A 13,169-nucleotide genomic window follows, 5' to 3' on the forward strand; every position below is an offset into this window, starting at 1 on the left:
GTTTCACAAGAGTGGTGAGACAGCAATACTGTTGAACATGGAGTCCGCCACCGATCTGACGGTCGACGAACTGGCCGCCCGCGCCGGCGTCACCGTCCGCACGATCCGCTTCTACAGCACCCGCGGCCTGCTGCCACCGCCGGAGCTCGGCCCCCGCCGGGTCGGTCGCTACGGCCCGGACCACCTCTCGCGGCTCGCCCTCATCGAGGAACTCCAGCACCAGGGCCTCACCCTGTCGGCCATCGAGCGCTACCTGCAGCAGCTGCCGCCCGACCTGAGCGCCCAGGATCTCGCCATCCACCGTGCAATGGTGGCGAGTTGGATCCCGGACAAGGCCGAGGACGCCACCCGTGACCAGTTGGAGCGGCGGGTCGGCCGGGAGCTGACCGAGGAGGACCTGGACCGGCTGGCGGCCATGAGCGTGCTCGTACGGACCGAGGACCCGCAGGTCTTCCGCGTCGACCCCGGGCTGCTGCATCTCGGCACCCGCTTGCTGGACGTACCGATCGCGCTGGAAACCATCCTCGCGGCGCGCACCGTCGTCATCGAGCACACCCGCTCGGCGGCCCGCGAACTGAGCCGGCTGTTCAAGGACGAGGTATGGGGTCCGCACCGGGCGGGCGGGCCGGACGCGGAGGAGATGGCGCGGATGAAGTCGCTCTCGGCCCATATGCAGCCGATGGTGGTGCAGGCACTGGTCACCGCCTTCCAGCGATCGATGAAGCAGGAACTGCGGGAGTGGTTCGGTGCGGAGGGTACCCCCGGGCGGCGGGACGGCATCCCGGAGGAGTGAGCCCGGACGCGGACCGGGGGCCGCAGCGGGAGCGTCCGACCCCGCGGGCAGGGAATCCGACCCCGCGGGCGGGGAACGGGCCCACGGGAGCCGGTGCTGGGCACCCGGGCCGGGTCTCCCTACGCCCCCTACGAACCCCTACTCCCCTTACACCCCCTGGCCCATCGCTCCTCCGGTGGGCCATCGCTCCTCCCGCCACTCCGATGGGCCATCGCTCCTCCGACGTCGTCCCTCCGGTGCCTTGTGCGCCGACCCTTCGTATTACGGCAACGATTACGGAGAGTTATTTGTTCCAGCGCTCACTACTTACTGTAATCAAAGCGGTGGAGTGGACGGAAGGAGTGGAGGGAGGGAGGGAGGGAGGGAGGGAGAGGGGTGGGCACCGGCTGTGCCCGCCCCTCGACCCGTCACCTTCGCCCCGTCAGTCGCTGAACTTCTCGCCCCTTTCGGCCTTTTCGACCAGTGATGCGGGGGGCGCGAAGCGGTCGCCGTAGGCCGTTTGGAGCTCCCGGGCGCGGGTCACGAAGCCGGGGAGGCCGACGAGGTCCTCGCGGCCCGGGCCGCCCTGGTAGCCGTTGATGTACTGGATCACGCCGCCGGTCCAGCCCGGGAAGCCGATGCCGAAGATGGAGCCGATGTTGGCGTCGGCGACCGAGGTGAGCACGCCTTCCTCGAAGCAGCGGACGGTGTCCAGCGCCTCGGAGAAGAGCATGCGTTCCTGCATGTCGATGAAGGGGATGGTGGCGGCTTCGCGGGCGAAGTGCTCGCGCAGGCCCGGCCAGAGGCCGGCGCGCCGGCCGTCGTCGCCGTACTCGTAGAAGCCGGCGCCCCCGCTGCGGCCGGGGCGGTCGAACTCGTCGACCATCCGGTCGATGACCTCGTCCGCCGGGTGCGGCTGCCAGGTGCCGCCGGCCTCCTCGACGGCCCGCCGGCTCTCCTCACGGATCTTGCGCGGCAGCGTCAGGGTCAGCTCGTCCATCAGGGACAGCACCTTGGCGGGGTAGCCGGCCTGGGCGGCGGCCTGTTCGACGGAGGCCGGCTCCAGGCCCTCGCCGATCATCGCCACGCCCTCGTTGATGAACTGGCCGATGACGCGGGAGGTGAAGAAGCCGCGCGAGTCGTTGACCACGATCGGCGTCTTCTTGATCTGGCGGACCAGGTCGAAGGCGCGGGCCAGCGCCTCGTCGCCGGTCCGTTCGCCCTTGATGATCTCGACCAGCGGCATCTTGTCGACCGGTGAGAAGAAGTGCAGCCCGATGAAGTCCTGGTCCCGTTCGACGCCTTCGGCGAGGAGCGTGATGGGGAGGGTGGAGGTGTTGGAGCACAGCAGCGCGTCGGGCGCGACGATGTGCTGGATCTCCTTGAACACCTTGTGTTTGAGGGCGACGTCCTCGAAGACCGCCTCGATGACGGCGTCGCAGCCGGCGAGGTCGGCGGGATCGGCGGTGGGCGTGATCCGGGCGAGCAGTTCGTCGCGCTTCTGCTCGGTCGTGCGGCCCCGGGAGAGCGCCTTGTCGAGCAGCCCCTCCGAATACGCTTTGCCCTTCTGCGCCGCCTCCGGGGTGATGTCCTTGAGGACGACCTGGATGCCTGCCTTGGCGCAGGCGTAGGCGATGCCGGCGCCCATCATGCCGGCGCCGAGCACGGCGACCTTCTCGACCGGCCTGGGTTCGATGCCCTTGGGGCGGTTGGCGCCGGAGTTGACGGCCTGGAGGTCGAAGAAGAAGGCCTGGATCATGTTCTTGGAGACCTGGCCGGTGACCAGTTCGACGAAGTACCGCGCCTCGATGGTCTGCGCGGTCTCGAAGTCGACCTGGGAGCCCTCGACGGCCGCGGCGAGGATGTTGCGCGGGGCCGGGTACGGCGCGCCGTTGAGCTGCTTCTTGAGGTTGGCGGGGAACGCCGGGAGGTTGGCCGCGAACTTCGGCTGGGCGGGGGTGCCGCCGGGGATGCGGTAGCCCTTGGCGTCCCAGGGCTGCTGCGACTCGGGGTGCTCGTCGATGAAGGCGCGGGCCTTGGTGAGGAGTTCGTCGGGGGTGGCCGCGACGTCGTGGATCAGTCCGGCGTCCCTGGCGCGGGTGGCGTTGTACTGGGTGCCCTGGAGCAGCACCTTCAGCAGGGCGTCGGCGATGCCGAGCAGTCGTACGGTGCGGGTGACGCCGCCGGCGGCGGGCAGCAGGCCGAGGGTGACCTCGGGCAGGCCGATCTTGGTGGCGGGGGTGTCGAGGGCGATGCGGTGGTGGCAGGCCAGCGCGATTTCGTAACCGCCGCCCAGCGCGGCGCCGTTGATGGCGGCGACGACGGGCTTGCCGAGTGTTTCGAGGCGGCGCAGGTCGCGCTTGATGCCGTTGCCTGCCTCGAAGGCCTGCTGGGCCTGGGCGGGGGTGACGGCGATCAGGTCGCGGAGGTCGCCGCCGGCGAAGAAGGTCTTCTTGGCGGAGGTGATGATGATGCCGCGGATGCTGTCCTTCTCGGCCTCCAGGCGGTCGACGGCCGCGGTGAGGGAGGTCTTGAAGGCGTTGTTCATGGTGTTGGCGGACTGGTCGGGGTCGTCGAGGACCAGGGTGACGACGCCGGTCTCGTCCTTTTCCCAGCGGATGGTCGACAAAGCTGCGGGTTCACTCATGGTGCGTACTCCGTGGTGGGTGGGACGAGGGGGTCAGAGGCGCTCGATGACGGTGGCGATGCCCATGCCGCCGCCGACGCAGAGGGTGGCCAGGCCGTAGCGCTTGTCCTGCCGCTCGAGTTCGTCGACGAGGGTGCCGAGGATCATCGCGCCGGTGGCGCCGAGGGGGTGGCCCAGGGCGATGGCGCCGCCGTTGACGTTGACCTTGTCGAGGCTCAGGCCCATGTCCTTGACGAAGCGGAGCACGACGGCGGCGAAGGCCTCGTTGATCTCGACCAGGTCGATGTCGTCGATGGTCAGGCCGGCCTTGGTGAGGGCCTTGCGGCTGGCGGGGGCGGGGCCGGTGAGCATGATCGTCGGTTCGGAGCCGGAGACCGCGGCGGAGAGGATGCGGGCCCGCGGGGTGAGGCCGTAGCGCTCGCCGACCTCCTTGTTGCCGATGGCGACGAGGGCGGCGCCGTCCACGATGCCGGAGGAGTTGCCGGCGTGGTGGACGTGGTCGATCTTCTCGACCCAGTGGTACTTCTGCAGGGCGACCGCGTCGAAGCCGCCGGCGTCACCGATGGTGGCGAAGGACGGCTTGAGGGAGGCGAGGGAGTCGGCGGTGGTGCCGGGGCGCATGTGCTCGTCGTGGTCGAGGACGACGAGGCCGTTGCGGTCGCGTACGGGGACGACGGACCGGTCGAAGCGGCCGTCCTTCCATGCTGCGGCGGCCCGTTCCTGGGAGAGGGCGGCGAACTCGTCGACGTCGCGCCGGCTGTAGCCCTCGATGGTGGCGATGAGGTCGGCGCCGATGCCCTGGGGGACGAAGCCGGTGTCGAAGTTGGTCATGGGGTCGGCGAACCAGGCGCCGCCGTCGGACGCCATCGGGACCCGCGACATGGATTCGACGCCGCCCGCGAGGACCAGGTCTTCCCAGCCGGAGCGGACCTTGGCGGCGGCCATGTTGACGGCTTCGAGGCCGGAGGCACAGAAGCGGTTCTCCTGGACGCCGGCGACGGTGTCGGGCAGGCCGGCGGCGATCGCGGCGATCCGGGCGATGTCGGAGCCCTGGTCGCCCACGGGGCCGACGACGCCGAGGACGATGTCGTCGATCGCGGCCGGGTCGAGGCCGGGGAAGCGGCGGCGTACTTCGTGGAGCAGGCCGACGACCAGGTCGATGGGCTTGGTGCCGTGCAGCGCGCCGTTGGCCTTGCCGCGGCCGCGCGGGGTGCGGATCGCGTCGTATACGTACGCTTCGGAACTCACTGGTAAGCCTTTCCGGGGAGGGTTAGCCGAGCAGGGAGCGGCCGATGATCTCCTTCATGATCTCGGTCGTCCCGCCGTAGATGGTCTGGATGCGGCCGTCGGTGAAGGCCTTGGCGACGCGGTATTCGGTCATGTAGCCGTAGCCGCCGTGGAGTTGGAGGCAGCGGTCGGCGACGCGTTTCTGGAGTTCGGTGGCCCACCACTTGGCCATGGAGGCGTGTACGGCGTCGAGGGTGCCGTCGGAGTGGTCGGCGATGCAGCGGTCGAGGAAGGTGCGGGTGACGGCGCATTCGGTGGCCATCTCGGCGATCTCGAAGCGGATGTGCTGGAGCTTGGACAGTGGTCGTCCGAATGCTTCGCGTTCCTTGACGTATTGGGTGGTGATCTCCAGGAGGTGTTCGGCGGCGGCGATGCCGGCGACGGCTATGCCCATGCGTTCCTGTGCGAGGTTGGTCATGAGGTGGACGAAGGCGCCGTTGAGCTCGCCGAGGAGGTTGTCCTTGGGGACGCGTACGTCGTGGAAGAACAGTTCGGCGGTGTCCTGGGACTTCTGGCCGATCTTGTCGAGGTTGCGGCCGCGTTCGAAGCCTGGCATTCCGCGTTCGACGACGAGCAGCGACAGTCCGTGTGCGCCGCCTTCGGGGGTGGTCTTGGCGACGACGATGACGAGGTCGGCGAGGATGCCGTTGGAGATGAACGTCTTGGAGCCGTTCAGCAGCCAGTGGTCGCCCTTGTCCTCGGCGGTGGTGCGGATGCCCTGGAGGTCGGAGCCCGCGCCCGGTTCGGTCATGGCGATGGCGGTGATGATCTCGCCGCTGCAGAAGCCGGGGAGCCAGCGCTGCTTCTGTTCGTCGGTGGTGAGGGAGGTCAGGTAGGGGCCGATGATGTCGTTGTGCAGGCCCAGGGCGAGGCCGGGGTGCCGGCGCGGGTGAACTCCTCGGCGAGGACGGCGCTGTAGCGGAAGTCGGGGTTGCCTCCGCCGCCGTATTCCTCGGGCACGGCCATGCCCAGCAGGCCCTGTCGGCCGGCGGCGCGCCAGGCGTCCCGGCTGACGATGCCGTCCTGCTCCCACTGTTCGTAGTGGGGTGTCACCTCCTTGGCGAGGAAGGTGCGGACGGTTTCGCGGAAGGCCTCGTGGTCCGCGGTGAAGATCTGGCGCGGCAGTGGGGCGGTCATCTCGGTGGGCCCTCCTCAGAGCCAGTTCTTGACGGTCTCGATGGGCTGGGCGGCCCGGGTGGTGGCCGGGGTGGCCGGTTCCGGGGCGACGGTGCCTTCGGCGGTCGGGGGTGGGCCGGCCGCGTGGCGGGGGTGGTGGTGGGTTTCATCAGTGGGCCGCGTCCTTCTGCTCGGTGCGGCCCGGGGTGGGGGCGGGGTCTTCGGGGGTGGGGTGAGGAGGCTGGGGGTCTGCCAGTCGTGGGCGATGTCCTCGGTGTCCGCGCCGGGCCGGGCGGGTGGTGTGCGGACCGCGCCGGGGGTGTGCGAGAAGCGGGGTGCGGGCGCTGGTTGGGTGATGCCGCCGTGGTCGACGAAGGTGCCGCGGGCGGCGAGGTGCGGGTGGTGCGGTGCCTCGCGCAGGGAGAGGACCGGCGCGACGCAGGCGTCGGAGTCCTGGAAGACGGTGGTCCATTCGTCTCTGGTGCGGGTCTTGAAGCGGGCTGCGATGGCGGTGCGGAGCTCGTCCCAGGCGGTGAGGTCGTCTCGTGCCGGGGCTTCGTCCTCGATGCCCAGCAGCCGGATGAATTCGCCGTAGAAGCGCTTTTCCAGGGCGCCGACGGCCATGTATCCGCCGTCGGCGGTCCGGTAGGTGCCGTAGAAGGGTGTCCCGCCGTCCAGGAGGTTGGCGCCGCGCCGGTCCTGCCAGCCGCCGGCCGCCAGCATGCCGTGGATCATCGCGGTCAGATGGGCGGTGCCGTCGACGATCGCGGCGTCGACGACCTGGCCCCGGCCGTTTTCGGTGCGGGCGTGCTGGAGTGCGGCGAGGACGCCGATGACGAGGTAGAGGGAGCCGCCGGCGTAGTCGCCGAGGAGGTTGGCGGGGAGGGCGGGCGGGCCGTCGGGCGGGCCGATCATTCCCAGGGCGCCGGTGATGGCGATGTAGCCGATGTCGTGTCCGGCGGTGTCGGCGAGCGGGCCCTGCTGGCCCCAGCCGGTCATCCGGCCGTAGACGAGCCGGGGGTTGCGTGCCAGGCATTCCTCGGGGCCGACGCCGAGTCGTTCGGCGACGCCCGGGCGGTAGCCCTCCAGCAGTACGTCGGCGCGTTCGGCCAGGTCGAGGACCTGGGTGACGCCCTGGGGGGTCTTCAGGTCCACGAGCACGGAGCGTTTGTTGCGGTTGGTGATGTCGTAGGCGGGGTCGATGGCCAGGCCGGCGCCCCCGGGGCGGTCGACGCGGACGACGTCGGCGCCGAGGTCGGCCAGGAGCATGGCCGCGAACGGCCCGGGGCCGATGCCCGCGAGCTCGACGACCCGTACGCCGTGGAGCGGGCCGTTGTCTGACTCCGTCATCGCGCCCCATGCCCTTCCGCACTGTGACACTTCTGATGTAACACTCGTGATGTTAAGAACGTGTTCCACTTTCCACAAGACCCCTTGCCGCGTGGCGACCACGCGGAAAGGCCCGTGCCGACGAGGCTCAACTGCCCTCGCCGCCACGGGCCTTTTGCGCGCCTGCTGCCGCTGCGCCGCTATCCCCGTCGAGCTCGGCGATGAGCTTCTTGGGGGCTATGACGCGGTACGACTCCTCCGCCCAGTCACAGAGCAGCTCGGCGGCCGGCGCCCCCTGCTCGTCCAGCGGGATCCGCACCCAGCCGGCCTTGCCCAGGCCGTAGCCCGCCGGCTCGGCACCGGGCGAGGTCAGGGCATGGGCATGCGCCTCCGGATCCTTCAGCTTGACGGTGACGCCCGGTGGATGGCTGCCGTCATCGACGCCGAGGAAGACGAAGACCTTCTTGTTCACCTTGATGACGCTTTCGCCCCAGGGAAATTCCTCCACCGCCCCGGGCAGTCCGAGCGCGAACGCCCGCACCCGCTTCCGGACCGCCTCCGGGCCCGCCGCCTTCGTCATGAGCTCCTCCACGTCCGTTCCCCCGTACGGCACCACCTGCGGCACCGCCCCGGCACCGCGCGTCTCGCGCACGGGCCGACCGACGCATCCCACGCTAACCGCGGGCACTGACAACGGCCCGCGCAGCGCCGGTCGCCCGGCCGACAGAGGGACAATTGCGGCCATGTCCGATGCGCAACTCGCCGCCGCACTGTTCGACTTCCATGCCGGTCAGGGACTGCGCCAGTTCACCGAACTGGCCCTGGCGCTGCTGCTGTCCTCGCTGATCGGCCTCGAACGGGAGGCCCGGCAGAAAGGCGCCGGCCTGCGCACCCACACGCTGGTCGGTGTGGGCAGCGCGCTGTTCATGGAGGTGTCGATCCACGGCTTCGGGGCGCTGCTGGGAGCCGACGGTGTGGCGCTCGATCCGTCCCGCGTCGCCGCCCAGGTCGTCTCGGGCATCGGCTTCATCGGCGGTGGCCTGATCTTCGTCCGGAAGGACGCCGTCCGCGGGCTGACGACGGCCGCCACCATCTGGCTGACCTGCGCCATCGGCATGGCGTGCGGGGGTGGGCTGCCGCTGCTGGCGATCGGTGCGACGGCGGTGCACTTCCTCATCGTCCGCGGCTTCACGAGGATCTCCGACCGGATCGCGAAGGAGCCGTCCCTCACCCGGGTCGATCTGCGTGTCGCCTATCGCACGCAACGCGGACTGCTGGGGCGGATGTTGGAGATGTGCACCGGTCGGGGGTTCCGGGTGACGGATGTCCAGGTGGAGACCGGCGTGGACGAGCAGCGGTTCGCGGCCGAGGTGCTGCTCCGTCTGGAGGGTGCCGCCGCGGCCCATCCCCTGGTGGAGGAGCTGTCCGAGCTGGAGGGGGTGCGCGGGGTGACGCTGGGGCGGCAGGACGACCGTACGGAGTGAACAGGCCGCGGCGGGCCGGTACGGGGCGAGGCCGGTTCAGCCCGGCGTCTCTTCGGCGGCCGGATGGGGCGCGGCGCCCCTGGGGACCTCTGCCCCGCTTCGGGCTCCGGTACGAGGTGGTCGTCGGGCGCCTGACGGTCGAGCAGTCTCCCCAGGCGCTGCGGCACATTGCCGCCCACCAGGAGGATGACGAGCAGCGTCAGCCCGAAGGTGAGCACGGCGAGCGCGCGTCCCAGGGGCATGCCTTCGGCCAGATGGGCTCCGAGGACGGGTGCCACCGCGCCGCCCAGGGCGCCGACGTTGTAGACGAAGCCCAGGGAGGCGGCGCGGGTCGCGGTGGGGAAGTGGCCGGCGAGGTATTTCGGCAGGATGCCGGAGATGCCCTGGCTGAGCGCGAGCAGACCGAAGACCAGCACGCCGAGGAGGGGCAGGTTGTCGCGGACCGCGAAGACCGGGAAGACGAAGGCGAGCGAGGCCAGCAGGGTGCAGGCGTAGGCGCGCCGGGTTCCGAGCCGGTCGCCGGTGTAGCCCGCGAGCCAGCATCCCGCCATGGTGCCGAAGCCCGCGTAGAACATCACGTCGGTGACCTGTCCGGGGGCGTAGCCGAGGTCGGTCTTGAGGTAGGTGGGCAGCAGGGCCTGGACGGGCCAGCTGTAGAGGAAGGCGCAGAAGACGGTCGCCATCAGGGACACGTACAGCAGCCATCCGTGGCGGCCGCCGAGCTGCACGGCGAAGGCGACCAGGCACAGCGCCGCGACACCGGACAGCCAGGGGACGTACCCCGTTCCTACGGGTGTGAAGACGCAGTACAGGGCGGCCGAGGCGGTCGCGGCCAGGACGGCGTTGAGCCAGCGGCGGCGCCCGGTGAACAACGGCCGGAAAGGATGCGGACGTTCCTCTTCGGGGCGCGTACCGGACGTGTCGATCTCCCGGTGCCAGTCCCCGGCCTCCGGCAGTGATCTGCGCACCCAGAGGGCGACGAGGACGGGCAGTATGCCGATCCAGAACATCCAGCGCCAGCCCCAGTGGGGCACCACCCACTTGTAGAGCTCGGCCGCGACGACGGTGCCGCTCGCGTACCCGGAGATGAGGAACCCGGACGCCCGGTTGCGCCACCGGGTGGGCCAGGTTTCCAGCACGTAGGTCGCGCTGGCGCTGTACTCCCCCGCCATGCCCAGGCCGATCACCAGACGGGCGACGAACAGGCTGCTGTAGTTCCAGGCGAAGCCGCAGGCGAAGGTTCCGAGCGAGTAGAGCAGGATGCTGGCGACCATGGCGGCCCTGCGGCCGTAGCGGTCGCCCAGTGCGCCGAGGAGCGCGCCGCCCAGCCACCGGGTGATGAACGCACCGGAGATCAGCGAGGCGGCGGTGGCGGTGCCCAGGTGGAACTCGTCGGCGATCTCGGTCAGCACCAGGGTGATCAGGACGAAGTCGAAGCCGTCGAGGAGATAGCCGATCCAGGCGGCGAACATGGCCTTCCACTGCCGTGGCGTGACCTCCTGGTACCAGCGCCGTGTTCCCTGAGCGGCTGGTCCCGGTCGGCGGTCGTCCTGGTGGTCGTCCAAGGGGCGCGTCGTCACGGCAAACCGGCCTCCTCCTGGAGTCGGCAACGGCGGGGAACAGAGACATGGGACGTCCTACGTCGCCGCGTTCACGGTGAATGTGGCCCGGCCACCCCGCCCTGTCAAGGGTGCCCGCCGCACCCCGCCGCCGTACGGCACTTCCGATCGCACCAGCCCCAACGGGGAGGCGTCAGGGCCGCGTTGACGGGACGACGGCGACTGCCTAGGGTCCGAACACCAGCTCACCGGGGGCGGTCGAGAGGACGCGCAGCATGCCACGGCAGAACACCGAGGGACGGGCCCACGACCTCGTCCTCTACGGGGCGACCGGCTTCGCCGGCGCTCTCACCGCGGCCTATCTGGCCGAGCACGCGCCCCAGGACTGCCGCTGGGCGCTGGCCGGCCGCAATCTCGCCAAGCTGGAGCGTCTGCGGGACCGCCTGGCGGAGATCAACCCGGCCTGCGGTGATCTGCCGTTGCTGCGGGCCGAGAGCGACGACCGGGACGCCGTGCACGCCCTCGCCGCCGACACCCGGGTGCTGGCAACCACGGTGGGCCCGTATCTGCTGCACGGCGAGCCGCTGGTCGCCGCGTGCGCCGCGGCCGGTACCGACTACGTCGACCTCACCGGCGAGCCGGAATTCATCGACCGCATGTTCTTGCGGCACGACGCGACGGCCCGCACCTCGGGCGCGCGCCTGGTCCACGCCGCCGGTTTCGACTCCGTCCCCCATGACCTCGGCGTCCACTACACCGTGGGCCTGCTCCCCGAGGGCGTGCCGCTGCGCATCGACGGTTTCGTCCGCACCAATGCGGCGTTCTCCGGCGGCACGCTGGCCTCCGCGCTGACCGTCGCCTCGCGGCCGGTCGCCATGGCACGGGCGGCCCGCGACCGGCAGCGGGCCGAACCCCGGCCGGCCGGGCGCCGGACCCGGGCCCCGTTCGGCCCCCCTCAGGAGCGCGGAGACCGGCACGTGGGGTGTGCCGCTGCCGACCCTCGACCCGCAGATCATCGCCCGCTCGGCCGCCGCTCTGGACCGCTACGGCCCGGACTTCCGCTACCGCCACTACGCCGGCGTCCGGCGGCTGCCGATCGCCGTGGGCGGGGCCCTGGGCGCCGGGGCGCTGTGCGCGGCCGCGCAGGTACCGCCGCCCGGCGGTGGTTGTCGGGCCGTCTGGAGCCGGGCCAGGGGCCGAGCCCGGAGCGGCGCGCCCGGAGTTGGTTCACGGTGCGCTTCGTCGCCTCCGGTGGCGGCAAACGCCTGATCACCGAGGTCGCGGGCGGCGATCCCGGTTACGACGAGACGGCGAAGATGCTCGCCGAGTCGGCGCTCAGCCTGGCCTTCGACGATCTGCCGCGGACCGCCGGCCAGGTGACGCCCGCGGTGGCCATGGGGGACGCGCTGACCACGCGGCTCCAGAAGGCAGGCATCACCTTCCGGGTCCTCCGGGAGGGATAGCCGGACCGCCGCACCACCAGCAGGGGTTCCGGTGTCAGATGCCGGCCAGGGCGCGGCGGCACAGCGCGTCGGCGGCCCGGGTGGTCTCCGGAATCCGGTAGTCCGGTGCCAGGTGCAGCGTGTGGGCGCAGGCCCGGTCGAGGCTGACCCGGTGCCCCACGGAGACGAAGACCGGTTTGACGCCCGTCTGGGTCCGCAGCGCTCGTCCCACCTCCTCGTCGCCGTCCAGGAGCGGAGAGGTGGCACCCCGCTCCGGGCCCGGAGGGTCGTACCGGAAGGTGAAGGGGTTCTTGGCGACACCGATGGTGGGCAGGCCGGTGAGCACCCCCAGGTGGCTGGCGAGCCCGAAGCGGCGTGGGTGCGCCACACCGTAGCCGTCGCAGATCACCAGGTCGGGAGTGCGGGCCAGCCGGTCGAGTGCGGCGAGCACGGTGGGGATCTCCCGGAAGGCCAGCAGCCCCGGCACGTACGGGAAGGAGACCTGGCCGACGGCGGTGGCCTCGTCGACGACGGCGCGGGTACGGGCGTCCAGCGCCACGGCGGCCGCGGCGACGACATCGCGGGCGTCGTCGTAGGCGACGTCCACGCCCACGACCGTGCCCTCGAACCCTGGTTCCGGGCCGGGTTCGTCGAGCTGTACGTAGGGCCGCAGCCGGTCCTGGACCGCGCGGGCCCGGTCCTCGTCCGCCGGCCAGTGCCGCAGTTCCTCGTCGCGGGAGATCGTTCCGGGAGTGTCCATGATGACGGCCACGCTACCGAACGGCTGACCGGCCCGTTCGCCGGGCGGAACGGCGACCGGACGGACTGTCAGTACCCCTCGGTACGGTGAGGAGAGTGGTCCCGGCACCGCATGCCGCCGCGCTCCCCTCCGCCCTCGACACACGTCCCTGACACCAGCAGAGGCCCGCCATGTCCGACGCACTCCACGAGCTCGACGCCACCGATCTCGCCGCCCGGTTACGCCGCCGCGAGCTGTCCGCCCGGGAGGTCGTGCAGGCTCATCTGGACCGGATCGAACAGGTCAATCCGGCCGTCAACGCCATCGTCACGCTCGATCCCGAGGGCGCCCTGGTCGCCGCCGCCCAAGCCGACGAGCGACTGGCCCGGGGCGCCGAGGTGCCGCCTCTGCACGGACTGCCGATCGCCTTCAAGGACACCCACCTCACGCGTGGTATGCGCACCACGTTCGGCTCGCCGCTCTTCGCCGGCTACGTGCCCGCCGAGGACGACCTGGTGGTCGACCGCCTCCAGCGGGCCGGCGCCGTCCGCCTCGGCAAGACCAACGTCCCCGAGTTCGCCGCCGGTTCGCACACGTTCAACCCGGTCTTCGGCACCACCCGCAATCCGTACGACACCAGCCGCTCGGCAGGCGGGAGCAGCGGCGGTGCCGCGGCGGCCCTGGCGGCGGGACTGCAACCCCTCGCCGATGGCAGCGATATGGGTGGCTCGCTGCGCAATCCGGCGTCCTTCTGCAACGTGGTCGGACTGCGGCCCACCCCGGGGCGGGTGCCT

7 protein-coding genes and 4 pseudogenes are annotated in these 13,169 nt (G+C 71.1%); 4 read left to right on the forward strand and 7 right to left on the reverse strand.

Features of this window, described 5'->3' with window-relative positions; all coding sequences use genetic code 11:
* The first annotated feature begins 37 nt into the window (after nucleotides 1-37).
* Nucleotides 38-793 carry a MerR family transcriptional regulator gene (locus OJ254_RS27565; RefSeq protein WP_265364538.1) on the forward strand — a complete coding sequence of 252 codons (756 nt, stop codon included), beginning with the start codon at nucleotides 38-40 and terminating at the stop codon, nucleotides 791-793.
* Between the two features lie 421 nt (nucleotides 794-1,214).
* On the opposite strand, the gene OJ254_RS27570 is transcribed toward OJ254_RS27565, so the two are convergent.
* From OJ254_RS27570 to OJ254_RS27590, 5 genes and pseudogenes are all read right to left on the reverse strand, one after another.
* Nucleotides 1,215-3,419: a 3-hydroxyacyl-CoA dehydrogenase NAD-binding domain-containing protein gene (locus OJ254_RS27570; RefSeq protein WP_265364539.1), complete on the reverse strand. Its 2,205-nt coding sequence runs from the start codon at nucleotides 3,417-3,419 to the stop codon at nucleotides 1,215-1,217.
* Between the two features lie 33 nt (nucleotides 3,420-3,452).
* Nucleotides 3,453-4,667 (reverse strand): acetyl-CoA C-acetyltransferase, encoded by a 1,215-nt coding sequence (locus OJ254_RS27575; protein ID WP_261954756.1) that lies wholly within the window; start codon nucleotides 4,665-4,667, stop codon nucleotides 3,453-3,455.
* 22 nt (nucleotides 4,668-4,689) lie between these two features.
* Nucleotides 4,690-5,831 (reverse strand): annotated as a pseudogene (locus OJ254_RS27580) (acyl-CoA dehydrogenase family protein).
* A 27-nt stretch (nucleotides 5,832-5,858) separates the two neighbouring features.
* Nucleotides 5,859-7,172, reverse strand: a complete 1,314-nt coding sequence (locus OJ254_RS27585; protein ID WP_265364540.1) for a CaiB/BaiF CoA transferase family protein — start codon at nucleotides 7,170-7,172, stop codon at nucleotides 5,859-5,861.
* Nucleotides 7,173-7,299: 127 nt separating this feature from the next.
* Entirely contained in the window at nucleotides 7,300-7,731 is a 432-nt protein-coding gene (locus OJ254_RS27590; protein ID WP_265365333.1) for an MmcQ/YjbR family DNA-binding protein, read from the reverse strand.
* A 163-nt stretch (nucleotides 7,732-7,894) separates the two neighbouring features.
* On the opposite strand from OJ254_RS27590, the gene OJ254_RS27595 reads away from it, so the two are divergent.
* Complete coding sequence (locus OJ254_RS27595) at nucleotides 7,895-8,635, forward strand: MgtC/SapB family protein (protein ID WP_265364541.1); 741 nt, start codon at nucleotides 7,895-7,897, stop codon at nucleotides 8,633-8,635.
* Nucleotides 8,636-8,703: 68 nt separating this feature from the next.
* Here OJ254_RS27595 and OJ254_RS27600 read toward each other — a convergent pair.
* A pseudogene (locus OJ254_RS27600) lies at nucleotides 8,704-10,107 on the reverse strand (sialate:H+ symport family MFS transporter); the annotation flags it as partial.
* A 362-nt stretch (nucleotides 10,108-10,469) separates the two neighbouring features.
* Here OJ254_RS27600 and OJ254_RS27605 point away from each other — a divergent pair.
* Nucleotides 10,470-11,657 (forward strand): annotated as a pseudogene (locus OJ254_RS27605) (saccharopine dehydrogenase family protein).
* 34 nt (nucleotides 11,658-11,691) lie between these two features.
* On the opposite strand, the gene OJ254_RS27610 reads toward OJ254_RS27605, so the two are convergent.
* Entirely contained in the window at nucleotides 11,692-12,396 is a 705-nt protein-coding gene (locus OJ254_RS27610; RefSeq protein ID WP_265364542.1) for an endonuclease V, read from the reverse strand.
* Between the two features lie 170 nt (nucleotides 12,397-12,566).
* Between OJ254_RS27610 and OJ254_RS31205 the strand changes: the two are divergent.
* Nucleotides 12,567-13,121: pseudogene (locus OJ254_RS31205) on the forward strand (amidase family protein); the annotation flags it as partial.
* Between the last annotated feature and the right edge of the window lie 48 nt (nucleotides 13,122-13,169).

Source organism: Streptomyces endophytica (genome assembly GCF_026153355.1).
GTDB classification, from domain to species: domain Bacteria; phylum Actinomycetota; class Actinomycetes; order Streptomycetales; family Streptomycetaceae; genus Streptomyces; species Streptomyces endophytica.

What these genes read in the sequence shown, in the direction of transcription:
- OJ254_RS27565 (WP_265364538.1), top strand. Translation starts at nt 38, where the DNA reads ATGGAGTCCGCCACCGATCTGACGGTCGACGAACTGGCCGCCCGCGCC.
- OJ254_RS27570 (WP_265364539.1), bottom strand. Translation starts at nt 3,419, where the DNA reads ATGAGTGAACCCGCAGCTTTGTCGACCATCCGCTGGGAAAAGGACGAG.
- OJ254_RS27585 (WP_265364540.1), bottom strand. Translation starts at nt 7,172, where the DNA reads ATGACGGAGTCAGACAACGGCCCGCTCCACGGCGTACGGGTCGTCGAG.
- OJ254_RS27590 (WP_265365333.1), bottom strand. Translation starts at nt 7,731, where the DNA reads ATGACGAAGGCGGCGGGCCCGGAGGCGGTCCGGAAGCGGGTGCGGGCG.
- OJ254_RS27595 (WP_265364541.1), top strand. Translation starts at nt 7,895, where the DNA reads ATGTCCGATGCGCAACTCGCCGCCGCACTGTTCGACTTCCATGCCGGT.
- OJ254_RS27610 (WP_265364542.1), bottom strand. Translation starts at nt 12,396, where the DNA reads ATGGACACTCCCGGAACGATCTCCCGCGACGAGGAACTGCGGCACTGG.